Origin of the sequence: Rhizobium sp. RU35A, from assembly GCF_900156005.1 — a bacterium.
Taxonomy (GTDB): domain Bacteria; phylum Pseudomonadota; class Alphaproteobacteria; order Rhizobiales; family Rhizobiaceae; genus Neorhizobium; species Neorhizobium straminoryzae.
Genome location: NZ_FTMR01000022.1, coordinates 1 through 24257 on the forward strand (window position 1 = coordinate 1; position 24257 = coordinate 24257).

The 24257-nt window shown below is 55.9% G+C and carries 21 protein-coding genes and 2 pseudogenes; 11 read left to right on the forward strand and 12 right to left on the reverse strand.

The genetic code is table 11. The features are described from left to right. Positions 1 to 177: 177 nt before the first annotated feature. On the reverse strand, positions 178 to 1080 hold the full coding sequence (locus F3H95_RS25780; protein WP_348530093.1) for a TniQ family protein: 903 nt from the start codon (positions 1078 to 1080) through the stop codon (positions 178 to 180). Between F3H95_RS25780 and F3H95_RS25785 the strand changes: the two are divergent. Continuing rightward, a pseudogene (locus F3H95_RS25785) lies at positions 1029 to 1244 on the forward strand (transposase); the annotation flags it as partial. The gene F3H95_RS25780 and the pseudogene F3H95_RS25785 sit on opposite strands and share 52 nt — an antisense overlap. Positions 1245 to 1306: 62 nt before the next feature. Here F3H95_RS25785 and F3H95_RS25790 read toward each other — a convergent pair. After that, a complete protein-coding gene (locus tag F3H95_RS25790; protein WP_149748063.1) occupies positions 1307 to 4282 on the reverse strand; it encodes a Tn3 family transposase in 2976 nt (991 codons plus the stop codon). Positions 4283 to 4526: 244 nt separating this feature from the next. Here F3H95_RS25790 and F3H95_RS25800 point away from each other — a divergent pair, with 244 nt between their 5' ends. After that, positions 4527 to 5663: an RHE_PE00001 family protein gene (locus F3H95_RS25800; protein WP_149748065.1), complete on the forward strand. Its 1137-nt coding sequence runs from the start codon at positions 4527 to 4529 to the stop codon at positions 5661 to 5663. Positions 5664 to 5892: 229 nt separating this feature from the next. Here F3H95_RS25800 and F3H95_RS25805 read toward each other — a convergent pair whose 3' ends face one another. The 3 genes from F3H95_RS25805 to F3H95_RS25815 are packed head-to-tail and all read right to left on the reverse strand — an operon-like array spanning position 5893 to position 9529. Next, positions 5893 to 7869, reverse strand: a complete 1977-nt coding sequence (locus F3H95_RS25805) for a DUF3732 domain-containing protein (RefSeq protein WP_149748066.1) — start codon at positions 7867 to 7869, stop codon at positions 5893 to 5895. Beyond that, positions 7869 to 8366: a three component ABC system middle component gene (locus F3H95_RS25810; protein ID WP_149748067.1), complete on the reverse strand. Its 498-nt coding sequence runs from the start codon at positions 8364 to 8366 to the stop codon at positions 7869 to 7871. Before F3H95_RS25810 ends, F3H95_RS25805 begins: the two co-directional genes overlap by 1 nt. Next, the gene (locus F3H95_RS25815; RefSeq protein WP_149748068.1) at positions 8363 to 9529 is read right to left on the reverse strand and encodes an ABC-three component system protein; all 1167 of its coding nucleotides are present in this window, start codon (positions 9527 to 9529) and stop codon (positions 8363 to 8365) included. The genes F3H95_RS25810 and F3H95_RS25815 overlap by 4 nt, the downstream gene beginning before the upstream one ends. A 486-nt stretch (positions 9530 to 10015) precedes the next feature. Between F3H95_RS25815 and F3H95_RS25820 the strand changes: the two genes are divergently transcribed. Beyond that, a complete protein-coding gene (locus tag F3H95_RS25820) occupies positions 10016 to 10978 on the forward strand; it encodes a DNA-processing protein DprA (protein ID WP_244618145.1) in 963 nt (320 codons plus the stop codon). 12 nt (positions 10979 to 10990) lie between these two features. Continuing rightward, positions 10991 to 12235, forward strand: coding sequence for a phosphoribosyltransferase family protein (locus F3H95_RS25825; RefSeq protein WP_149748069.1), 1245 nt, complete (start codon positions 10991 to 10993; stop codon positions 12233 to 12235). 28 nt (positions 12236 to 12263) lie between these two features. On the opposite strand, the gene F3H95_RS25830 is transcribed toward F3H95_RS25825, so the two are convergent. Together F3H95_RS25830 and F3H95_RS25835 are read right to left on the reverse strand one after the other, a co-directional pair. Continuing rightward, positions 12264 to 12923: a hypothetical protein gene (locus F3H95_RS25830; RefSeq protein WP_149748070.1), complete on the reverse strand. Its 660-nt coding sequence runs from the start codon at positions 12921 to 12923 to the stop codon at positions 12264 to 12266. Next, complete coding sequence (locus F3H95_RS25835; protein ID WP_149748071.1) at positions 12886 to 13797, reverse strand: DNA-processing protein DprA; 912 nt, start codon at positions 13795 to 13797, stop codon at positions 12886 to 12888. Before F3H95_RS25835 ends, F3H95_RS25830 begins: the two co-directional genes overlap by 38 nt. A 330-nt stretch (positions 13798 to 14127) precedes the next feature. On the opposite strand from F3H95_RS25835, the gene F3H95_RS25840 reads away from it, so the two are divergent. The 5 genes from F3H95_RS25840 (at position 14128) to F3H95_RS25860 (ending at position 19483) form a co-directional block, all read left to right on the forward strand. Next, positions 14128 to 15882, forward strand: coding sequence for a hypothetical protein (locus tag F3H95_RS25840; RefSeq protein ID WP_149748072.1), 1755 nt, complete (start codon positions 14128 to 14130; stop codon positions 15880 to 15882). A gap of 498 nt (positions 15883 to 16380) precedes the next feature. After that, the gene (locus F3H95_RS25845) at positions 16381 to 17229 is read left to right on the forward strand and encodes an ABC transporter substrate-binding protein (protein ID WP_149748073.1); all 849 of its coding nucleotides are present in this window, start codon (positions 16381 to 16383) and stop codon (positions 17227 to 17229) included. Positions 17230 to 17296: 67 nt separating this feature from the next. Further along, on the forward strand, positions 17297 to 18187 hold the full coding sequence (locus tag F3H95_RS25850; RefSeq protein WP_149748074.1) for an amino acid ABC transporter permease: 891 nt from the start codon (positions 17297 to 17299) through the stop codon (positions 18185 to 18187). Continuing rightward, positions 18184 to 18960 (forward strand): amino acid ABC transporter ATP-binding protein, encoded by a 777-nt coding sequence (locus F3H95_RS25855; protein WP_149748075.1) that lies wholly within the window; start codon positions 18184 to 18186, stop codon positions 18958 to 18960. The genes F3H95_RS25850 and F3H95_RS25855 overlap by 4 nt, the downstream gene beginning before the upstream one ends. 31 nt (positions 18961 to 18991) lie before the next feature. Then, a complete protein-coding gene (locus F3H95_RS25860) occupies positions 18992 to 19483 on the forward strand; it encodes a M20/M25/M40 family metallo-hydrolase (RefSeq protein ID WP_149748082.1) in 492 nt (163 codons plus the stop codon). Here F3H95_RS25860 and F3H95_RS25865 read toward each other — a convergent pair. Continuing rightward, a pseudogene (locus F3H95_RS25865) lies at positions 19482 to 19739 on the reverse strand (hypothetical protein); the annotation flags it as partial. The gene F3H95_RS25860 and the pseudogene F3H95_RS25865 sit on opposite strands and share 2 nt — an antisense overlap. A gap of 245 nt (positions 19740 to 19984) precedes the next feature. Here F3H95_RS25865 and F3H95_RS25870 point away from each other — a divergent pair. Next, the gene (locus F3H95_RS25870) at positions 19985 to 20296 is read left to right on the forward strand and encodes a helix-turn-helix domain-containing protein (protein WP_149748076.1); all 312 of its coding nucleotides are present in this window, start codon (positions 19985 to 19987) and stop codon (positions 20294 to 20296) included. After that, entirely contained in the window at positions 20289 to 21542 is a 1254-nt protein-coding gene (locus F3H95_RS25875) for a HipA domain-containing protein (RefSeq protein WP_149748083.1), read from the forward strand. The genes F3H95_RS25870 and F3H95_RS25875 overlap by 8 nt, the downstream gene beginning before the upstream one ends. 152 nt (positions 21543 to 21694) lie before the next feature. On the opposite strand, the gene F3H95_RS25880 is transcribed toward F3H95_RS25875, so the two are convergent. The 4 genes from F3H95_RS25880 to F3H95_RS25895 form a co-directional block, all read right to left on the reverse strand. After that, positions 21695 to 22261 (reverse strand): SH3 domain-containing protein, encoded by a 567-nt coding sequence (locus F3H95_RS25880; RefSeq protein WP_149748077.1) that lies wholly within the window; start codon positions 22259 to 22261, stop codon positions 21695 to 21697. Positions 22262 to 22336: 75 nt separating this feature from the next. Next, positions 22337 to 22954: a His-Xaa-Ser repeat protein HxsA gene (gene hxsA / locus F3H95_RS25885; RefSeq protein ID WP_149748078.1), complete on the reverse strand. Its 618-nt coding sequence runs from the start codon at positions 22952 to 22954 to the stop codon at positions 22337 to 22339. Further along, on the reverse strand, positions 22951 to 24039 hold the full coding sequence (gene hxsC, locus F3H95_RS25890; protein ID WP_149748079.1) for a His-Xaa-Ser system radical SAM maturase HxsC: 1089 nt from the start codon (positions 24037 to 24039) through the stop codon (positions 22951 to 22953). The genes hxsA and hxsC overlap by 4 nt, the downstream gene beginning before the upstream one ends. 32 nt (positions 24040 to 24071) lie before the next feature. After that, on the reverse strand, positions 24072 to 24257 hold a 186-nt coding region (locus F3H95_RS25895; RefSeq protein WP_149748080.1), incomplete at its 5' end, for an integrase core domain-containing protein.

The window sequence follows — 24257 nt, forward strand, 5'->3', positions numbered from 1 at the left end:
ACGGGTTGCGTAAAGCAGATGCCAATCTTTACAGACAGATAAGTGGCAATCTGAGAGCAAATCGGCTATAAAGTTTGGCATGGAAGCGAGCCATTTGTCGTTTGGCACTTGAAAGTAAGAATGCGGCCGTTTCTTTCTTGGTTAGCATTTAATTTGAGATTCTGTGGGCTTAGAATCTCAGATTAAGTGCAACTGCGAAGACCTCCGCGAGTGGCGCTCGCAATCCACCATCTCTTCTATAGCGCTGCCGAAGCGGGCTTTATTCTCACCCATCATATGGCCACGCAGCATTGAAAGCATCTCCGGCCCAGCTCGCTGGACGATGGCCACACCCGCTAAAAGAGCTGGCCGCAAGTGCAGCGGCAAAATCGGACTCGCTGGGGTCGGAAGTTCCCTATTTTCCATCTTTAAGACGTCATCGAGATCAGGAATGATGACGCCGAGCACTCTGTAGCTTGACGGTTCGTAGCGATCGGGGAGCGACTTCGGGACGCGCCGCATCAGCAGGAGGCGGGCAATCTCACTTGGCGATAACCAGTTTTGGATACCATGCTCGGCCTCGTCGTTAAGCATCCCTTCTCCCATCAGCGTAGCATGGTGGTAGCCGCTGAAAGGAGAGGGGCGGTCACTCCCGTCAATGGTTTGAAGGCGACCTCCGCAAAGCGGGCAGGTGATCCGCCAGCCGAGATGTTGGCTTCGAAGAATGATGTACGACCCGTCGACAATTCGGGGACAGCTGCTGCATGATTGCCGAGGCTCGCCGGCGATCAGCCGCCGTGACGATTGCGGAATATTCGTGAAAGTCATGCGGCGGACCGTGGCCGGATCGACCGAGAACATAGCGGCAATGCGGTCGACCTGATCTTCGGTGAGATTTAAATCGGCCGTGCGCACTGACAGCACCTCGGGAAGGCAATGCCGAAGCATGGCCAAGGGAGAGAGGGCGTAAAACGCGGCGTGCCGAATGATCCACGACGACAGAAGTTCATCGGTGCAGGGAGGGAACCTTACCGGCAATTGCCGTGCGTATGGCCAAACGGCTTCTGTTTGAGAGCACAAGGCTCTATGTCGACGAGACAACAGCTCCGGTGCTGGATCCTGGGCGCGGCAGGACGAAGACTGGTTATCTCTGGGCCGTGCTGCGCGACGACCGCGGATGGAACGGCTCTGCTCCGCCGGGCGTGGTGTTCCATTATCGGCCCGGACGTAACGGCGAATATGCCGCTGAAATCCTCAAGGGGTTTGGACTTGGGGTCAGAACAAGAGCAGTCCGAAATCGTACGCTAAGGGCGAACGGAATGAGAACTTACGCGGCGTCCCTTAGCCTAGCCGGAAGTCTGAGCGACCGGAAGCCTTCGGGCATCTGATGTTCCGCGTCCCAGGTGTAGATGCCGGTAAGGTTGATATGCTCCCAACTCAGCGGCGAGATGTGCTTCAACAGAGTATCCGGAATTTCTCGACGTGCTCGCTTCAGGTGTGTGATTGCACGGTCGAGATAGACTGTATTCCAGTGGACGATCGCACTGACAACGAGATTGAGACCAGAGGCGCGGAACGCCTGGCTTTCGAACGACCGGTCGCGGATCTCACCTCGCTCGTGGAAGAAGACAGCGCGTTTCAGCTTATGGGCGGCCTCACCCTTGTTGAGACCGGCTTGGCATCTCCGTCTTAGCGCCGGACTTGAGTACCATTCGATCATGAAGAGCGACCTTTCGATACGGCCGAGTTCGCGGAGTGCCCTCGCTAGATGGCTTTGCTTTGGAGATGCGGACAGTTTTTTGAGTATCGTAGACGGCGCCACAGACCGCGTCGTGATCGAAGCAGCGAGATGGAGCAGATCGTCCCAATGGTCGAGAATCAGGCTGGCATTGATCGGCGCCCCCATGTGGTTCGACAGCGCTGGATATGCATCGCTCTTCTCGAACGTGTGGAACTTGCGGTCTTTGAGATTGCGCAGTCGCGGTGAGAACCGCTTGCCGATCAGGGCGAACAGCCCGAAGATGTGATCACTCGCGCCGCCCGTATCGGTAAAGTGTTCCTGGATCTCGAGGACCGTGTCCTGATCGAAGAGGCCATCGAGCACATAGGCCGCCTCGCTCTCGGTCGGACTGATGGGCAAAATGCTGAAGTAGCCGTATTGATCTGACAGATGGCTATAGAATTTCGATCCGGGCTCGCTGCCGTAATGCAAATTTATGTCGCCGCGCTTTGCGGCTCGGTCGCTCGCACGGAAGAATTGGCCATCTGACGAAGATGTTGTGCCGGTGCCCCAAAGGCGGGAATGCGGATGCCGGGTGTGGGCATCGGTGATGCACGCTTGTGCCGCGCGATAGGTCTCTGACCGAGCATGGAATGTGCGCATCCACCCAATCTGGTGAGCGCTGATCCCCTTGGATGCGCCCGCCATTCGCTTTGGCCCAAGATTGGTCGCATCGGCCAGTACGCCAGCGAGCATGGCAGAAACAGTTTTCGGGACATCGCCGGTGCGAACATGCGTGAAGAGATCCGCAAAGCCAGTCCATTCATGCACTTCCCTTAACAGGTCGGGAACCTCGACCAACGGGTACATGTCGCTGATCTCGGCATTCAGTTCCTCGGCTGCCACGGGCACTTCGCCGACGGTTGGTGTGACGATCAACGTTCCGGCCTCAAGACGAACTCCTTCGAGCTTTCCGGCCCGTGCTCTATGCGCCAGACGCTGCAGGTTGAACTCGAGCATCTGTCGCGCTTCGGCAAGCCACTGCGCGCCGTCCCCCTGTATCCCCAAACCGAGACGATCTTCTTCCTTCATCGTGATGAATGTCGACCGCGGCATCAGATGCTCGTCAATGGGCCGGAAAGATCGGCTGCCATCGACCCAGATCTCCGCAGATCTAAGCCGGTCTCGCAAAGCAGCGAGCGTCGCGATCTCGTAGAGACGGCGATCGGGTTTTTCCTGTTCGAAGATGAGCCGCCGATCAGTTTGGCTGAGGTGGGTGAGCGGGACGCGATCCGGGAGTGTCCGCCGCTTCTCCGCATAAAGCCGCTTCAGCAGCGCAATTGCCGCGAGAAGCGGATCGTGGCGATGTGCCGAGCGGAACGTGAAGGCTAGAAGGAACGCGCCAGCATATTTGTGGACGGTCGCATATTGCTCCGCTGCGACGGTCAACGACGGCGCCTCGTTGTCGTCGACCATCGACTCAAGCTCAGGCTTCATCCGAAGCAGCCGGTCCCAGCCGACTCTTTGTTCGAGAACATCCAATGCGTTCCGACCATAATCGTTGGCGGATTGCAGGGCGGTGATCGTATCTAGAAACATGCGCAGCGCTTTGGCGGTATTCGCCCTACAATCCATCTGTCGCTGCTTCTTTCGATTGTTGGCTTGCGAGAACAACTTGCCCATCAGCTTGATGAACATCGTCACCGCATCGTCCGTGAGCTTCTGGGAAAGCTTGATGACTTGAGCCACGATCAGAGCGTGGCGACGGCTGGAATTGAAGTCGTTGGCAAGCCAGGCCGGCGTTGCGTTGCCCTCCCGGATCATCTGGTCCCACCGTCCGGATGATACGCGCGCCTGCAGTTCCGGATCGATCTCCAGCCGCCGCAGAAACGCTATCCGCTCGGTCAGGCCGACGAGGTTCGACGCAGCCGGCGCTTCTGGCGCCGAACGCAGCCAATGAAAGCGCGTCTGGCCGATCGACGGGTCAACCTCTAACAGCCTATCCAGTGATTGAAGCCTATCGAGTGGCATGTCTTCAATCAGGGTTCTTTCTGCCCGGCGCCGGGCTATGGCACGGCCGGCAAGGCCGATGCGTTCGATCGTGTCGATCGCCGGCAGAAGAGCTCCGCGTTCGCGAAACGCAGCGACAGTTGAACTGGCTATCGCAGCACCGTCGTCGGACATGGTCGCCGCTTGAATTGCCGCCAATAGCGCGGCGCGGCGGTCTTGCAGCGTCGCGCTTCTCGTATCGAGATAAACCATTAGCCGCGCCATATGATCCCGACGGGTTTCTTCACGGCGTGCATAGAGGGCAAATTCGTCTGGAGTGGCGCCGAGCTGATCAGCAACATATCTCAGCATGGCGCGAGGCGGAGTTTCTTCTGCTCCAAGCACTCGACCCGGGTATCGCATCAGACATAGCTGGATGGCAAAGCCGAGCCGATTGTGATTACGTCTCCGCAGTTCGATCTCCAGGCGATCCGCCAATGACAACGAATAGTGTCGGATTAAGCTGTCCTCGTCGACTGGGATATCGACAAGCCTCCGGCGATCTTGATCTTTGAGCAGCTTGCGCTTTGCCATCGCCCGACTCCATTCACGACCAACCTGCGTCGAGCGTTGTCGAGTCGGGCCGGACAGAGAAATCAAAACTGGCGCATGTCGATGGCAATCCACAGAGATCGGATGCTGCAGGTCCGAACTACAACATCGTTCCTGTTCCGTTCGGCCTTAGCGTACGATTTCGGACTGCTCTTGTTCTGACCCCATGTGGCGAACCGCAATATTGATATAGCATTCGTTTAGCAAATCATTTACCATAATATCAATGCCTTACGATCTCGCGAAAATCCGCGTAACAACGCTTCTGGAGCCGGCTTTTGCCGCAGGCATCGCGCTTACCCGTCTCGACGAGCGCGTCGCCCGTTCGCCGGTCGGTCAGGGGTGGATCGAACGATCCCAATTCACCGATGCCTGCGCCTCGCTATGGATCGACGGCGAACTCGTGCATCTCGAAGACCTCGTCCTCCACGACGCCTTTCGCGATACCCGCACACCCACCCACGAACTCACCATCGCCCGCGACGTGCTGCGCACCCGCCGGCGCATCGCCGCGCATTCACCGGACTGGGCCTTGTCCGCAGAGGGTATTCGGACGTTGCGACAGACGTCGGACATCACGTCGGCCAGCGCGGCGGAGGCGGAGACAGCCGGCTTCATTCGACCTTCGGTCGTCGTCGATCCGGAAGGGGAGGGGGATGATGATGAGGCAGATAGTGTCGTCGGCGTCGACTACGCCGCTATCGATGCTGTGTTAGCGCGATCGCAAGCGGCAATCGAGGACGCGACACGGCCCGGCCGCGCCGGCGGCAGCAGTGCAGCGGAAAAGGATCCTCTCGTCTATGATCTCGACTGGGACGAAGATGCCCGGCTCGACGAATGGCTCGGCGTGCTGCGCCAAGCCGAAAACCTGCCGCCGGTGTTACGGGCGATCATTGCCCTCGATGCCTGGAACGAGATTTTGGTCCTGCAGCACGCGCCTTGGCTCGGCCGTCTGTTTGCCGCCTCGATCCTGCGCCAGGCCGACATCACCACCGGCGGGCATCTCGCCGCCATCAACCTCGGCCTGAAAACCATTCCCGTCGATCGGCGCCGGAATCGTGATCGCGAAACCCGGCTTCTCGCTATCGGCCAAGGTTTTTTGACGGCCGCCGAGATCGGCATGAAGGAACATGACCGGCTGGCGCTGGCGAAAACGATGATGGACCGAAAACTGGAGGGCCGCCGAACGTCGTCAAAACTGCCGGAGTTGGTGGAGCTCGTGATGGCGAAGCCGCTCGTGTCGGCCGGAATGGTGGCGAAAACGTTGGAGGTGACGCCGCAGGCGGCGCGGCGGATCGTTTTGGAGCTCGGCCTGCGCGAGATGACGGGGAGGGGCAGGTTTAGGGCGTGGGGAATACTTTAGGATTTCAACGAGGCTTCATCATACGTGATATCTTGATCCATGCTTTTACCAATTCGGCGAGGCGCAACCACTGCGGAAGCAGTCCAAGTCAGTGCGGAGCAATCGCAAGCAGCCGTGACCCAAAAAGAACGACTCGCAGATCACCTATCAACGGGAGAGCACTTAGTGGATCGATGCGGTGCCCTCTTGCGGCACTCTTATGCCCAGCAGGAGGTCGGAGACGGGATCGTCATTCGCCACTGGCACTGATCCATGATTTGGGCACCAGTGCCCGGTCTCCGCGCCATTCGTCGACGAGGTGGAGATTGCCGATGCCGCCCCAGACCCCGTCATCAGCATGGTCGAGGACTACGACTTGCAGCCGATCTTCCGCTGCAATTGTCTCATCCGACAACAGCTTGAATATCTTCCGAACGGCAACGATGTCCTCATCACGCCAATCGATCTCCTTTTCTTCCTCGAACACGGACTGTGCCGAACGTTTTGGGAAGTAGACTTGGCTTGGCTGGTCGTAGATCAACATTCCCGGGACTGCATGATGGGCTTGGGAAAGGCGGAAAAAGCGCTGCAGCGCGACGGTAATCGCAACGTGGTAGGCAAGCCAATTTGCGCCGCTGCCAATTTCCCAGAGAAAATCACTACGGGTTCCTCTGATAACTTTGAGAGTAAGGTCATCGATCATAAGGCGAATTGGGGCATCCGGCCACTCAGCGTCAAGCTGGGGGATAAGCTCGCCTGTGAACCCCTGAATTTGATCGAGTGCGTTTGCCTGCCGGCGGCGAATATCGCCTTCGGAGACCGTCCGCTGCAGAGCTTGTATCTGGCCTTGCAGCTCGCGGACATCCTCGCGCAGCGACGAAGATTGATCTGCATCATCATAAAGGCGCAAAGCATGCTCAACCCGGCCGAGATATCGTTGGATACGATCCAGCCGGTCCGCGGCCTCCTGCGCTTCGACCGATTCCCTTTCAAGAACTGATATTTCTCGTCTGATCGCGTTGAGTTCGTCCAGCACTTCCTGCGTAGAGGAGCGGCGCTTAAATAATTCACGATCGAGCGTGTCCGACATTGAAGGATGAGACCGAAGCCTGATTTCTATGCCTTCTAAGGCATCACAAAGTGCTATCAACTGGTCGCGGCCAGAACCTGCAAGTGATGTCAACGGTTCGTCGGCGTCGAGATAGAGCCCGCGCATCCACCCCGAAAGGCTCAGACGATCTCGCTGGATTCGCATGGCGCCGCCGAACGCCTCACTGCTTTCTATCAGCCGATGGATTTCTTTCAGGCGTTGACGGTTCTCGGAAAGCTTTCCTGCACTAACCGTCTCGGCGCGTCTTAGCTCGCTCAATCTGACGAAGCTTGCGTCTACGCCTTCGATACTTGGTTGAGCTTCGATCGGCTTTGCTCGCACTATTGAGCGCAGCAAATCGACGATCTGCGGCCACTCCTCGGGAATTCGCTGACCGGCGGGCAGCAGGCCATATTCAATCGCCTGCCGGAGCCAGGCCTGTGCTTCACGCTGCCACGTCGCAGTTGAAGATACGACGGCACGCAGCTCGGCTTCCTTGCGGCGTAAAATCCGGCCGAGACGGTCGAGTTCGAATCGGGCGAGCAGGATTTGTGACGTCACCGCGCCAAGCACGTAGGGGAATATTATTCGAAGTTTCTCGCGGTGTTCCGTTGTGTCCGCCTTGAAAAATAGGACATCCGGGTTCGCGACAATGTTCTGGGGTTGGAAAATGAAGGCCATCAGGTCGCGGAAACTGGGACGTCCCTTTCCAGCCGCCTCAGGGGAGGGATCAAATGCCAAGCCCGTCAGCCCGGCCAGACTGTTCATTTTCCCCTTTATCGCATTAACGTTGTGAGTCTTCGCTGAAATCCGGCGTGGGATTTCGACGACAGGCCCTTCTATCAATACCATGTCGCTCGTTTCCTGCTGGTCGCCAGGTTCTCGGCGCGCAAGCAGTTTCTGCCCCTCAATGGTATCGACAACCACACCAAACCAGCTGCAATGTTCGCGGATTACTCCAACGGGAATGGAACATTTGTCCGAGCCAAGACAGTAGTCGACGATCGGAATAACTGCCGACTTGCCGGTCTTCGACGCTCCGCTAATGACATTCAATTTGCCTGGCACGAAGGTGATGATTTGCGGATCTGCATCAATACGCGGCCAGAGGATCAACTTGAGGAGCTGGAAATGCATCAGAAATCGACCCTCAATGTCATCGCGATGTCGTGAATGCCGAGAACGGCGAGCCAGCCGCCGAGTTTTTCGGAGGCGGTGACAAGGTGCCGCAAGCGCTCGGGGACCTGCGGAGGCTTCGCGATACCCTCAAGGCTGTTGGAACGAAGGCGGGCATCGTTATAGTGCAGAGATAGAAGGCGGGTGCGCAGTCCGAAACCTACCGAGGCGAGTGTCAGCGGACGCAGCATCATACAACGGGGGTGGAGGGAGAGAAGGTTGTCCCGATCCTCCGCCAAGTTAGCAGCAAACAATGAAAGCCCAGATGACCGCCGGGTCGATGTGACAACCTGCTGGGTCTGGCGATGCAGGACGATCGGCAGCACTAGAAAGGCCAGTGGAAAAATGGGAGGGGCCTCACCAGCCGCCTGATAGGCGGTACCGAATCTCCAGAGCAAATAAGCACCTAGCGCTGGGTTCTGAATAATTTCCAACTCCGAAAGGGCAGCTTGGCTCATAGATCCTCACCCAGCAAAGTAGAATACCGGGGATGCCAGCCGACGCGCTTCGTGTCCGCCAGCGCATTGTACGAGCCATTTACGAAGTGGCCGGGAACCCCGCGACCGTCGAGTGATGCGTCAAGCACTGAACAGCGACGGTAGATCAGCCGGCCGCGAACCTCTTCCGAATGATCAGAATGGAGATCGGCAACTTCGCCGGCAAAAGCTGAATGCCTCCGAATAAGGGATTGATCCCACTCGGCCATTCCCGGTCCAAAAATCAACCCACTCTCGGCCCAGAGAGTTTTGTCGGCCGACGTACGCAGGTAGTCGCTCACCGCCCTGAACCTATCCTCCTGTGATAGGTCGATCAATTCCAACTGACGGACGAAGGTAGGTCGCATCTCAAGCATAGCGTCGACATCGGCGTCCTCCGGCGCCTCGGCCAGCGAGGTCAGATAACCGAGCATGTTGTTGCGTCGCACGAAGGACCTGAAGAGGGTCTTGAATTCATCGGCGTCCAACACGGCGTGCTTGCCCGCGCGGATGAGAGAATCAGCCTGTTCTTTCGCAAGGCCGATTGCAGAGCGGCAGATGAGATCGACGAGCGGCGGGTCTACAGTCGGAGCGACAATGGCGCGCAAAACATCCACCGGATCCTGATCCTGACTGACGATGGTGAGATTCTTGAGGATCGCCACTTTGTCCGCTTCGTCGGCTTCGAGGAAGAGTCGCAAATAGGTCATGCACGCCGGCTCGGTATCAAAACGCTGCAGCCCCTGCGCGATTGCCTTTAGCACCTTGGCGACATCTTCATCGCTTGCGGCTTGAGAGATCTGTGACGCCCGCTTACCGTGGCGTATTGGCGTCACATAGAGACGATAACTTGCCTCCGTTCGCTTCACCTTACCTTGCGAGATCAATGTCAGCCAGTTCGCGATTGCCTTCCACAAATCAGGCGCCCAGTCGGAAAGAGGATTTTGCCGGGTGGCGCTCTTCACCTGCTCAAGACAAATCGTGCCATCCGCATAGTGGACGGCTACATCGTCGATAAGCTCAAGTGACACTTTTGCCTTTGGGGGAGCGGTGAGGAGATGGACGCAAAGGCGCACGGGCTGGAGCGCATAGCCAAGATATGGCCCAGGTGCACTATGCTTGACGACTGCGGGCGCAACGCTCATTTTACCAGCCTATCTAATGCGCGCACTCTGAATCTGTAACGTCCAAATAAACAAGCTTTTTGGTTATTTGGAAGACGTTTGCTCGACTTACCAACAATTGTATTAATCGCGGCCTACTCTCGCCGGCCATTTTTCTTGCCGTTGCCAAGTTTCCGGTTGGGAACGGCTGTTGGGGAGCGGCTTGATCGAAGCGAGTGTTAGTAGGAAATGGCGAAGGCGGAATGTAGATCCTACCAACAAAATTCAGCGACCTCGTTCCGGCCAACGGTTAAAAATAAATGTGAAAAAACGGAGCGCCCATGTTACGTGATTTCATGCTTCCGGCCCGTGCGCGGACGTCGGTTTTTTTGAACGTTTTGCCTTCTAGGCGCCGCCGGGTGCCGGGAGCGCTTCGGCAGTCGGAGAGAATATTGCCATGTCGCGCGTCACGCCGAAACGCGGCTCCCCGCGCGGCTGTTCCGGCATAGCGGTGTAATGGAGTGTGAAGTGGACGATCAGCAGGATTTGACCACCGAAAAAAGGGCGTTTCTCTCCTTGGCGATGATGAAGGGCGTAGGCTTTCACACGCTTTGGCAAATTGCAGAGTCGAAAAGATCGTTCCAGTCAGTTTTCAATTCTAGTGAGGAGGACTTGGTCCAACTGCTGAAATCGAGGGGCGCCCGCCTTCCGAACAGCTCGAAAGCCGATTGGAAAGAAATAATGAGCTCGCTCGCCAGATCCGTCGATCAACTCGAAGCTGCTTTTCAGGCAAGCCAAATCCAGATCGTTCTTCGCTCAGACGAAAGCTACCCGCGCACCCTGCTTCATCTCGATGATCCACCGCACTGGCTCTTCGTTCAAGGCAATACAGAAGTCCTTACTGCGCCATCGATTGCAATTGTCGGAACGCGTGATCCCTCTCCTGAAGGCTTGTGGCTCGCGGAATACGTCGGCTTGACTTTGAGGCATTGGGACCGCCCTACCGTTAGCGGCCTTGCACTCGGGATCGATCAAGCCATCCACAACGCCAGCCTTGCTGCCAAGGTGCCCACAATAGCCGTTTTGGGAACGGGAATAACAGCGGATTATCCGAAAAACATTGGCCCAATTAGGAACAAGATAGTTGATGCCGGTGGGGCTGTAATCACCGAGTATTTGCCTGGCGAAAGCTATAGCGCCATCAACTTTGTCCGCCGCAACAGATTGCAGGCTGCGCTGGCGAGAGCGCTCATCCCGGTAGAATGGAAAGATCGAAGCGGCACGGCGCATACAGTTCGCTACGCAGCAGGCCTCGGTCGGGCCATCGCGGGTCTGCGGTTGCCCACATGGGATCATCGATCAATAAATCTTCCGGACGGCCGAGGCCCCCGACAAGTCTTCACCGTGCCAGGGCAGGACGAAGCATTTCGCACCTTTGTCGAGAAATCTTTAAGCGACGACCTTCTTTATCGACAGACAAGTTTTCTTTAGTGGGGCGCGTAAATGTACACCTTGAAAGGCGCAATCTTTTCCCTGCGCGATACCCTCGTTGTCGAGGGAAGCATCGACGCAACGCTGATGGGCGAAACCGTTAAGCTGCTGAAGTTCTTACTGGCCAGAAATGTCACGCCGGTGATCGTCAGCAATAGCAGTTGGATTGAGACTGCGTCTAAACGAGAGATACCCGATATTTTGAGTGAGATGGTTGGGCACCAGATCCCCTACTTTCGCGGTGGTCGCGATATGCCGATGAAGCAGTTTGCCGGCGCGATGGAGCATGTCTTGCAAACTCAAAACTGGCAGCCGGAAGAGGCGATCTATATCGGTTCGACCAAGGAGGATATGATAGCGGCCAGAAACGGGAAACTCATGTTCCTCAACGCCCGCTGGCATGCACAGAACAGCGCTTATGGGTTTGAATTTGAGTCCCCGAAGGACGTTGCTCGATTTGTCGATTGTTGCTGTCTGTCAATCGGTGACTGGTTTTGGGCAATCGAAAACGGTGACCTGAAGGTCTATTGCATAGCTCCGCTTGCAGAGTATTCAAAATCCTACCCAACTGCCGGGGCTTATTCCACGGATGCGAAGCAGGCTGTCAAATTCAATAAGGGCGATGTGCGGTTCTGGGGCCGCTTGATGGGAGCGCGCCTCTATTTTTCCGGGTTGGGGAGAGTCATCAACTACGTGGCACCTTATCCCGGCCATCATCCCAATTCGACCCAGAAGGTTCTTTCAAATGCCTTGAAGATTGTGGCCGACACCTTGCGTGCGAGCTATTTGGTCGATCTTGTGGAACGCCATGCTCCAGCGCAAAAGTCTCAGACGGCCCGCCAGCAAGGCATAAGCCTGGATCACAAAAATCAGCTCTCCACAATCAAGCTTCGCCGTGACCCGTCGAAGACAGGACAACTCGGTGGTCGCTATAAAGCTAGCCCTCTGAAGCCAGGCAAGACCGTATTGGTCGTCGACGACATTCTAACAGAGGGTTTTTCCCTCGAGGCGGCCCGGGCTTTCATTAAAGCCACAGGAGCTGACGTCATCTGTGCGGCCTGGCTGAAAACACCAGGAGGAAATCATTACCGCGCCCTGGCGGGGGCCACCCCCGAACTGAAGGATCCCTACAAGCCCTATGCTGCCGCCGCGACGCAAGTAAATGTGATTCCAAATGGTGCACAAATTCGAAATCTTAAGGCGCCAGAGGAGGTCGCGGACGCCTTCAAACGATATTCCGTGTGGGACTGGCCGTAGGACCATGCGCGCGTCGGTGCAACGTCAACTATTCCAAATCCAAGTCCGCGAAAGGATTTTGCGGAACGCGGCGTGCGACGAATACGCCGATGATCGATGACTCGGGCCAGATTTCACCAATCATCTCCTTGCAGACTTTAAAGCTACATCCAGTAGTCAGCACGTCATCGAGAAGTACGACTTGCTTCCTCGGATTGCCGATTAGACGAGCATCGATTGCCAACGATGCTCTCAACGCGTCACGGTCACGTCGATCTGTCTTTGTATGCCGGGCTTCTCGTTCAATCGCTGTGTAGAGGACTTCCCGCACATCAGCGCCGTTTCCCATCGCCAGTGCGACGCGATGCATTCGGTCATCATACTCCGGCGAGTCCCGACGTTTCGATGGTGGAATTGGCACAAATATAGTGTTTTGCCAGCTGGTAGCATTGACGTTTTGGGCAATTGCGGCCCCGACAATGGCAATAGCACGCTGCTTCCATTGCCATTGCCCGGTATTTCGAAGAGACGGGCTCTTCTTCAGGTTGCTGATAATCTGATTTGTATAACTATGGGCGAACCCTGCCCGCGGCGTATAGGTGCCGAAATATGCGCAGGTATCGCTATCACCAAGATAGAAGTGATCGGGGCGCTCGATATCGCCAACGACCCTAAGACGAGCTGACCAGCTCGCGTCTGATGTCGTCATATTCGCGTACTCTTATAGCGCCCTCGGCCTCAAAACGCTTCGGCCATGTGAGATCCGATCGCTCAAAGCAACTGTTCAAAATGAACAGTTTTCGTTTTTGCTTAATGGCCTCTCTCGCCTGCACTAGCGTTCCCGATGTTTCGCCAGCCTCGACAATAATGGTCGCCTCGGTAAGAGCTGACATCGTCTTATTCCGTTCGGGAAAGAAGAAACGATTAACTCGAAAATTTTGCGCCTCGTATCGTTCAAGTGGAACCTGGCTGATCAACAGATGATCTCGTGCGATACGCTCCTGCAGGCTCGCATTCGATTTTGGGTAGACGTGATTCAACGGTGTACCGATAACCGCAATCGTCTCACCTTCCGCTGCGATTGCAGCGTTGTGAGCTTCGGTATCAATCCCTTCAGCAAGGCCCGATACAATTGTAAACTTATCTTGCACGAGCCTCTTCACGAGCTGTCGAACGCGGCTCAATCCGTCGGCAGTAGGTTTTCTGGTGCCAACAACTGCCACGGATCGTGTGGCAATCAGCTCCCACCGGCCTTGAAAATAAAGGAGCTCTACTGGGTGAGTGGCCTGCCGCAATCTCTCGGGATATTCGAGTTCTCCCCTGACTCGCACATCAAACCGCGTGCCATCAGGACCGCGGAGCTTGTCGATCACCCGGCTCGCAACCAACCTTGCTTGTTCGGGCGGAATGAAATCAGAGGGTCGCGCTTCAGGAGATTCTGCGAACTTTTCAGCGAGGGACTTGAAGCTTGCGTTTTGTTCACTCCACAGGGCCTCGTATGCGCCGAGTTCCAGCGCAGCATCGATGGGGTCGAATAATGGGCCCACCTCGTTCTTGACGTTCCAAAGAGTCGCTTGCTTCATTTCGCCTGTTCCAATCTTTTTTATTCAATGCCATCGCAAAGATGCGTCAAGCTTAATTAGGCCGCTCCACGGTTTCTTAACACCTTATAATAGAACAAACAGTGAACAGCAATATCGAACTCCAACTGGCGCATCGATGAATCACCAATTTTCCAACACCCCAGGGTATATTGCGAAAATTGCCAAGGGTGGCGAGTGGCTCAGTTCTCGTATCCTCGACTTAGCATAGATCACCTCGCCATTGGGAATGAGCTCGGCGAACCCTGTTGTTTTACCAACTCACATCATCCACACCAAACGCAAGTGGAAACAAACTGAGAAGGAGGGGCGATGACAACGGAACTGAAGAAACAATTGCAAGACTTCGAGAGCCAGTTGGACGCGGCGCTCGATGCCCTGCCAAGCCTGCGTTGGGCAAGCACAAGCGCCCTTCGAATCGCATCAGAGCTATATGAAATTGGGGCGATCAAGAACGGTATCGACAGCGTCGGCTATATTGATCGCGGCTATTCGATTCTCGCGAGCCATCTGGTCGCGGGCGTCAATGGTTATCGGGCGGACGTCGCCTGTGAGATCGACCTTCAGCAAATGATAAACGACCTCGCGTTCGCTTCGCACTACTACATGATCCGGGAATATCTCTATTACTCGTACAATGTACCGGGCTCAATGAGTTGGTCGTTTGCGGACGGTCGCGTCGAGATTCGCTTCGGGGACAAATCAATCCCGCGGCAGTTTTTCACCGTTCACAATGATCAACTGCTTGGGTCGCAATACCATTTCCGTGACTTCAATCACTCGGAAGAAATTGAACGGCTGCTTAGGGATGAGCCGGAGGGGGTAATCACCCCTAATCTCGAAGCGGCCGACCCGCTCATGCGGCAGGAGGCGGATCTGAAGCTCGCAGCATATTTTTCGTTGATCCCGTCCGACAGCCAGATCGACCTGGGCGGCTATACTTACCAACAGTTCTTCAACGTCTACCGGATGCTGCTTACTAAAGCACTCTATCATCGCTATCTGGCGCGCGCGCAGGATGCTGTCGGCGCCATTTACATGCCGGAGCAAGATCTGCTCGCTGGGATTCAAGAGGAACTTGGCATCGCGCCCGACACTACACAGCGCATCCTGCAAGATCTCGTGTACGACCGCAACGCGACCGCCGGGAAGGTCGACGCGAGCTATTTCTCTCTAATGCGCGAGGGTGAAACTGGTGGCAGAATCGTTATGCGGCCGCACCATTTCGCGATCGCTGAGGGATTGGTCAATATGCTGCGCGTCATCGCGCAGCGACGTCCGAACACCTTTTTGGAACAGGTGAGCAATGAGATTGGGAGCGCTTTTGTGCGACGCGTAAAGGCGGCGTGGGAAGCTGAAGGTTTTATTTGCCACAGCGAGGTGTCGCTGCGCGAATTTGATGCCACCTTGCCCGACATTGACCTGCTGGTGATTTCGGTCGAGCCTACTCTGGGCTATGTGATTTTCGTTTGCGAGTTGAAATGCCCGGTACCGCCACGCTGGGCAAAGGATCAGCTCAAGGTGCTGAACAAGGACAGCGTGTCCAAAGCCTTCCGGCAGGTCGAGGTGCTTCGACGCTTCATTCGGACAGAGGACGGGCTTCGCCTTCTTTCCCGCATGCTGCCAAAGGAAGGTCATCCGAATTTCGAGGGCTTCGTCGTCACGCTCGATCATCTGGTCATTACCTCCGACAATGCTGGCATGTTCTTCGGTGCCGAGAGCACCAAAGTGATCAACTTCCGCACGCTCGAACGGCTGCTCCGCCGCTCAGACGGCGACATGGCACTAATTCAGCATGTTCTAGAGACCTACAACGGACACGCCGACGAAGCACTAATCACCACGATGGCTGAGTTTCAGGTGGGCTCGCTTGCCGTCGCCTATGAGGGCGTCACCGCTAGTGCGTTGCTCGAATTCCCGCAAGGGTACTGGCGAAGCTCGGCCGAGCGGCAGGAGATGATCGACGCCTTCGTCGCCGATGGCCTTCACCCGTTCGACGTCTTTGAGCACCGCCCACCAGATATAGTCGTGGTCGACCACACAAAAAAGTCCGGGGTACAGACCTAGCTATCATAAGCGTGAGCGCCCTGGCGTCCGGTGGGATCAATAGCGGCCTTGTGCCGTCTGCCTCTTGCTGCCTAAGCACCGGCGAGAGATTGCTAAGGGTCGTTCAAGCGCGATTGCGCTTAATAAGACTGATTTTCCAACCCATTAGAGAATTAAGACTTATTGCCGGTGGTTCGATTCCGTTCAAGAGCATATGATCGCTTGGAGCATTCCGTATGGTGGCCTGATAGGACGCTACTGAAGGAACCAATTTGCATACCAAAGTTGCACAGCTGGAAGCTAGAAGAAGGACTCGCGCTTTGGCAATCAACGACGATTTTGGGCTGATACGTCTATTCCCGTCGCGCTGGCGCGCACCGAGTTAGCATTTCTCAGTATCTCGGTGAACCGCAGTATACGTCATAATCAATTGTTATAAACTCATGCGCCAGACGTGCTGGCTCATGTTCTGCCTCCGGGGTATCGCTTGCAGTACCAAGAGAGGATCCCAAACCATGCATGATCTCACACGCTGCGTTCATCATCGCATATGCCGCTGAGGGTTTCGATGCGGCGAAGGTTGCCAAGGATGAGGCGCTGGCAGCCCGACTGCCAAAGGATATCAAGGCGAAGGGTACGCTTACGATTGGATCGGACACGACCTATCCTCCGGCGGAATTCCTTGCGGGACCGGACGGCCAGACGCCTGAGGGCATCGATGTCGACCTGGCCAAGGCAATGGCGCAGAAATGGGGCTTGAAGCTCGAATTCCTGACCGCCCAGTTTGCCAGCATTCTGCCAGCGATCGGCCCACGTTATGATCTCGGCGTTTCCGCATTTACAATTACAAACGAGCGCTACAAGGCGGTCGACTTCGTCAGTTATTTCAATGCTGGAAAGCAGTGGGCAGTGCAGGCCGGCAACCCCGCCCATTTCAACCCCGAAGATCCCTGCGGCACGACCGTTGGAGCACAGACAGGTTCGACGGGCGAAAAGGCTGTGGTTGCGATGAGCAATGCCTGCGCCGCTGCCAAGAAGGCCCCCATCGAAATCGTATCGATGCCAAAGCAGACGGATCTAATCACGCGTTTGATCAACGGCGCCGTTCACGCCGTGTATGCGGGCTCGACCAATATTGGTTACGCAGTCAAGCAGACCAACGGCCAACTGGAAACGATCGGCAAGATTACCAATCCGTCGCCAAACGGCATCGCGGTTTCCAAGGGGCAGACCGAGTGGGCGAAGCTTGTCGCCGATACGATCAATGGACTGATTGCCGACGGCACCTACGGGCAGATCATGGCGAAGTGGGGCATCCAGTCTGCCGCGCTCGAAAAGGCAGAGGTCAATCCAAAGGTAGAGGAATAGAGCGGTGAACTCAGCCGGACCGCCGCGGGGCAGGTCCGGTTCCCACTCATTTCGACCAGGAGGCTCCATGCACCAGGTGCACGAAGATCAACAGATTGAACTCAACCAACCCATTCCGGTGAAGCATTACGGTCGATGGCTGCTGACAGCATTCCTGCTCGCTTCAGCCGTAATCGTGGCGAGCAGCCTTGCAACCAATCCGAATTTTCACTGGGATGTGGTTGATGAGTATCTCTTCGACGCTCAGATTCTACGCGGTGTCGGCTGGACGCTGGCGCTTACGCTGGTGGCAATGATCTTCTCGATCCTGATCGCTGCTGCCCTCGTCATCATGCGGGATTCTGGAAACCCGGTGCTGTCGACATTGAGCTGGCTCTGGGTCTGGTTTTTCCGGGGTACGCCCGTTTATACCCAGCTTGTGTTCTGGGGGCTACTGTCGGTGCTCTATCCAAGGATTTCACTTGAACTGCCAGGGCTTGGCGCCATCCTTGATCTACGAACAAAGGATGTGTTCACGCCGGCCATCGCAGCCATTGCTGGGCTTGCCTTCAACGAATCTGCCTATCTCGCGGAAATCTTCCGGGCTGGCTTCAAAGCCGTCGATGGCGGGCAGACTGAAGCCGCACAGGCACTCGGTATGCGTCGCATGAAGATCCTTTGCCGCATCATCATTCCGCAAGCGATGCGTATGATCATTCCGCCCACCGGCAACGAAACCATCGGCATGCTGAAAACGACGTCGCTCGTGCTGGCCGTTCCGTTTGCCTACGATCTTACCTTCGCAGCCAACACCATTTCAAACAGGCTGTATCTGCCGATCCCGCTGCTGGTCGTCGCTGGCCTCTGGTATCTCTCGATCACGTCCCTTCTGATGTGGGGGCAATCCTACCTGGAGCGCTATTTCGGCCGTGGCATCGATCGAAATCAAATCAGTATTGCCCCGAAGGAGAGCGCATGAGCACGGTTAGTTCCGATGTATGCGTCGATATTCGAAGCGTCCACAAATTCTATGGTGACTTCCAGGTGCTCTTCGACGTCAACCTTGAGATCGCAAAAGGCGAGGTTTGCGTCGTACTCGGTCCTTCCGGTTCAGGAAAGTCCACGCTTCTGCGCTGCATCAATCATCTCGAAACGATTGCCGCTGGGCGGATCTACGTCAACGGCGACCTGATCGGCTACAGCGAGAGAAACGGAAAGCTCTACTGCTTGGCCGAGGAGGCAATCGCCGCCCAACGTCGCAACATCGGCATGGTCTTTCAGAGGTTCAACCTTTTTGGCCATATGACGGCGATCCAGAATGTGATGGCTGGACCGGTGCTTGTGAAGGGGCATTCGCGAAGATGCGCTGAACTGCTGGCGATGTCCCTGCTGGAGCGCGTCGGGCTTGCCGACCGGGCGCGCCAGTATCCCTCGCAATTGTCCGGTGGGCAGCAGCAGCGGGTTGCTATTGCCCGCGCCATGGCGATGCAGCCGGATGTGCTGTTGTTCGACGAACCGACCTCAGCGCTTGATCCCGAACTTGTCGGCGAAGTGCTTGAAACGATGAAGGATCTGGCGCGAACGGGCATGACGATGATTGTCGTAACCCACGAGGTCGGGTTTGCCCGCGAGGTGGCCGATCGTGTCGTATTCATGGATCAGGGGCGCATCGTCGAAAAAGGTGCACCGGAAAGCGTTCTCGACAACCCGCGCAATCCTCGCACCCAAGCCTTCCTTTCGAAGGTTCTCTGATCTTATCCATTCACTTCTGGAAGACGGTATGATGTCCCTGGTATACGAACCCTCCGCAGCTTTCAGCGTCGCGGAAACTGAAGCTGTTTCCTTCGTCAGCGATCTCATCAGGATTCGCTCGGTCAATACCGGCGACCCGGCCACCATAGGGGATGGCGAAGCGATTGCCGCTGCCTATGTCCGCGAGCGCCTGACGCAAGTCGGACTCGCCTCCGATTACGTCGAGCCGGTGTCCGGTCGCGGCAACGTCATTTGCCGGATCAAGGGATCGAACCCCAACGCACCGGCCCTCATATTGCATGCTCATCTGGATGTGGTTCCGGCTGATGAAGCGGAATGGTCCGTGCCTCCCTTCTCTGGCGAGATCCGCGACGGAATGCTCTACGGACGTGGAGCCGTCGATATGAAGAACATGGCTGGCATGATGCTTGCTGTCGCCCGTGACTTGGCGCGAGAGCAGTTCATTCCGGAACGCGATATCGTTTTCATGTGGTTTTCCGACGAGGAAAACGGCAGCGTTTAATCGCGTCCAGTCCCGGACGGAGCGCCTTCTTCAAATCGCCTGTCATCTGGTTTTCGATCCCGCATGCCTCGCCAATAGCCGTCCAATCCATACGGCCATTAACGATCGGTGGTGGCCGGCGGTGAATGACAAGACCAACGAGATAGGGCCGAATGCTTTCCAGAACTCGCTGTGAGGCGATTGGCGCGATGCGTACCTCGCAGAAATCCGAGATTTTTCGTTGAAAGTGATGAGTTGAAAGATCCTGTTTTGTCATGCTCTTATTCCGTTCTCTCGGCACCAGTGCCGAGCGCGGGCGGGTAGGAGCGGACATTTAAAGAAGCGTGTATTGCGGGTGTGCTTCCAGTTTCGGTGCCTACCAGTAAAGGAGACAAAAGTGATCTGTAAGAAGATCTTTTTGTCTCCTATGATCCCTATTAGCGGCATTTAGTTTGACATGGGTAGATACGATGAGATACGTAAACATATCATAATGGGAAAGATGAAGCGTTAAGGTATCGTATGAAGTCGGATTCTGAGGCTCTTCAGGAGATAGGGCGGCTGCTCAAGACGTCGCGCAAGACTTTGGGCCTCACTCAGGAGCAGGTTGCAGATATGGCGGGTCTGTCGCGTCCGCGTTACCGCGAGATTGAGGCTGGAGCCAGCGCTGCTCGTACGACCACACTGATCAACATCGGTCGTGCGCTTGGTCTGGAACTGATGCTCATCCCGCAGGCCATCGTCCCGGCGGTTGAAGCTTTGCTGCGGCCAGGTGGCACCGAAGATGACCTTCCTGCTTTCGTCGCCAGTCCCGATGGTGATGGCAATGTCTGATCCGCCTCTTGATCCAAGATCTATAACCTCACTGGACGTGTTGCTGAATGACCTGAAGGTCGGCATGATCGTGAGGACGCCGGGAGACTTCAACGCGTTCAGCTTTGAGGAGAGCTATCGACAGACGGGTGGTTTCCCAGTGCTCAGTCTGTCTTTTCGCGCGGCACATGGAGGTTTGCGGAAGGACCCGAAGCCTGTCGCTAAGGCTTTACCACCGTTCTTTGCGAACCTTCTTCCAGAGGATAAACTGCGCGAGGCGATGGAGAAGCACCATTCAGGTAGCGTGCGTGCAGGGAATGATTTCGACCTGCTTGCAGCTCTTGGATCGGATCTGCCAGGGGCTGTCCGAATTGTGCCGAGCGAAGGCAGCGTTGTTCGTAATAAGGGTTTGACACCCCCCAGACCGAAGGCTCGGTTTTCGCTCGCCGGCGTGCAGATGAAACTTTCCGTCATCAAAAACACAGGCAAGGGCGGCGGTCTGACGATCCCCTTAGGCGACGAGCAGGGTTCATATATCGCCAAGTTTCCATCGACATCATTTCCCGGGGTCTCGGAAAACGAATTCGCAAATCTCGCATTGGCCGAAGCGATTGGTATGGACGTGCCGGAACGCGAGCTCGTGGAACAATCGCAGTTCGAGGGTATCCCGGAGGAGTTTGAGACATTGTCCGATGGCAAAGTGCTCCTCGTCAAACGTTTCGATCGCGTTGCCGGTGGTGAGCGCGTCCATATCGAAGATTTCGCGCAGGTATTCGGCGTCTATCCGTCGCGAAAATATGAGGGGGCCGCATATCATGATATCGCTGCGGCTCTTGGGGTCGCCGTTTCTTCAGCGGCAGCCCTCGAGTTCGTCCGACGACTGGCTTTGGCTGCGCTGACAGGAAATGGCGACATGCACCTCAAGAATTGGTCGCTGATTTATCATGGGAAGGGCGACAAGCCGGCACTCGCCCCAGTCTATGATGTGCTCTCGACTGTGCCTTACATTCCCTCGGACGCCATGGCACTTTCGCTGGCCGGTGAAAGGCCGTTCAAGGCAATGAACGCCCAGCGATGGAAAGTCTTCGCTCATCGTGCGCGACTGCCGGAAGCTGCTGTGCTGAAGGCTGTTACGGAGACGGTGGAGCGCGTCAACCAGTCTTGGTGGTCTCTGCCTGAACGAGCTGTTCTACCCGATAGAGTGTTGGAACGGGTTGATGCCCACATCAAGCTGATGTCGCCGATCCTCGGCACGTGCGCTGATTAGCAATTGGTGTTTTTGCGTAACGCGTTAGCCGTTTCGTGGCCCACCAATACCGATCGGGTTGCTGGTTCGAATACCGTCAAGACCTCAGAAATTCAGCCTATTAAAAGCCAGCCACAGTTCCTTTACGTTGGGCGAGCGCGATGCTGCATCATTCAATTCCGAGTAAGGAATCGAGGATTGACCCAGCCTGATCGATTGGAATTCCCCACACGTATGTGCATCCAGCCTTCTTCAGTGCCCAAGATCGTTACAGCAGTGCCCGTCGCCAATGTCTCAACGAGAATATACTGCGGTCCAGGGCCTTCTCGCATGTTGAGGTTAGTGGTGGTTTTGGCAATTTGTAGGTTTCCGGGCGTCGATGACGTAGCCTCGCTACTCAGGGCCGGGTCTACCGTGTTCGGAACTGTGCCGCTGTTCTTCTTATTTCCATTCGGAGTTGGTGCAGTCAGCGCAATTTGAGCGGCCACGTCAAAAGCGCTTCTGATATCCTTATCGATGCTGCGAAACTCGCGGTTCGGAGAGTGGATCTGCTCCGTCCCAGTTTTCTCAGATCTTGAGTTATAGACCGTCTGCGGAGAACTCGTCTGGCTCGCTTGGGACTTAGCAGAGTGGTCCACGGGTTCGATAGACTTTGGCTTCGCCGAAATGTTGAGGAACGCCACGCCTACCACCGCGGTTATAGCTGCAATGATCCATAAGTTGCGGGTGGCGGTCGACATCGCCTTTTAGCCCGTAAACGCTTCGACTTCCCAATAATTGGGCATCGGAGGAACCTCAAATCTCAAAGGGAAGAATCAATTTGCTGCGATCCCAAAGGCATTCAACACCTCTGGTGTAATTGTTCCGGTCACCTTCAGCTTGTAGTCATTCTGCATCGCCATCAACGCGGTTTTGCAAGCCTGACCGACTTGGCCGTCGATAAGGCCGGTATAATAGCCATATGCAGTGAGCGCGGTTTGGACCTGCATCGTAATGCGCTTGAACTTGTCAGTGTTACCGGGAAGGGTTTTGAGCGGAGTGGGTTCGGCTGCAACAGTTGGCGCACTGATAAGGGGGGCAGGGTTGGAGGGCACGGCCGGCGCGACCGGTACCGAAGGGATTGTCGGGTAGATGGATCTGGCCGGCGGCGTGTACGAAGGGGAGGGTGGGGTGTAAGTCGGCGCGCGCGGAGGACTAAAGCTATACCCGCCACCACTGCTCGATCGATGGCTGGAATGGGAGCTGTGCGATCTATGAGAGCTGTGGGAGCGATGACCGGCGAGCGTGAAAATATGATTTAGTCGCAGGCGCTCCAGAACTGAAGGAATGGGGTTCTTTTTGATCTCTATATCCGCAATCGGCATCGCGCTGGATTTCGACGGGAAGAAGCCCGCCGCCAGGAACGACGGGATCAAGAATATTCGAGATTTCATATTGGCCCCAACCCACTAAACCCCTCCTTGTGATCATACCATTGAAAAAAACCACCACAAGTTTCGCGAAACGTGCAGCTGCGACAGAAATCAAGATATTTTCGTTTCCAGTCGGAAATCGTCGATGGCGCGTACCGGCGATAGTTCTCAGGGACCGAACAAAGCGGAAAATTATAGAGCCACGCATTTAAGCCGCGGGCCGTGACAATGTCGATTGCGCGGGCGGTGGCAGCAAAGTCGCAAGATGTGTCCTTGAACGATATTGGCCAGTTCATCCTGCCGTAGCCTATCCGCTCGAGCTGCATGATTGCCCAAACCGAGATGAAGCTTAAGCGAGTCGTTATAAAACCCGCCAATTCGGGGAGATCGTCGACGTTTTGCTGGAGAATAACCGTGCGGAGTTCGACAGATGCCCCCGCCCGCATCAACGTCAACAGTCCTTGCTCCAGGTTTGCGAACGCCCCAGGCTTTCCGACAATCTGATCGTGAATTTCGGGCTTGGCGGAATAGAGAGGGACGCCCCAGAGAACTCTATCCCATCCGAGCTCAGCTAACAGCTCTATATCATCTTGCGCAAAATGCTGAGCGTTGGTGAGGATATGAAACCTTAGGTCCGGTCGAGATGTACTGACGGCGGCCAGCATTTCAAACAACCGCGCCTTATGGAGTAAGGGTTCTCCGCCGGAAATGCCGATCATTGCGTTCGGCGGTGCCAGCGAAGCGGCGATCGCAAATTGGTCGAAAAGGTCGAAGTGATATTTTTTGGGCGGCTGTGAGCACATGACACAAAGCTGGTCACATTGCTCAGTGACCAGCAAAGTGTTGTGATTTGAATTCGCTCGGATCAGGCGATGCGCGCTCGCTTGTCCAGGAAGAACCAAAAGCACATCGCCATCGAGGTTTTCCGGAGGTGTTGCATGAACCGTGAGCGAAAAGCCATGGTATTCATATTCTCGCCGCTCGCCATCGATGTTGAGCAAGATAGCGTCGTGAGCCGTTCTTTGGCCGGCTCGTCGATCGAATAATCGCACGACTAGCGGCTCTTCGATGGGCGGTGGATCGACCTTCAGGCGCAGATCGATCATCGGTGATGACCTGCTCCCCTGATTGTCCGCGTTTATAAGTTAGCTCTGTTCATGTTCTGGTCCTTTCTGGACCGGGTTGCAAACTCGTAAGGGGTTAAACCGTCGAGGCTCGTATGCGGGCGATCTAGGTTATAGTCGTTTCTCCAGTCTTCGATAATCTCCCTCGCGTGGCGGTAGCTGGTGAAGAGGTGCTCGTTGAGGCATTCATCGCGCAGCCG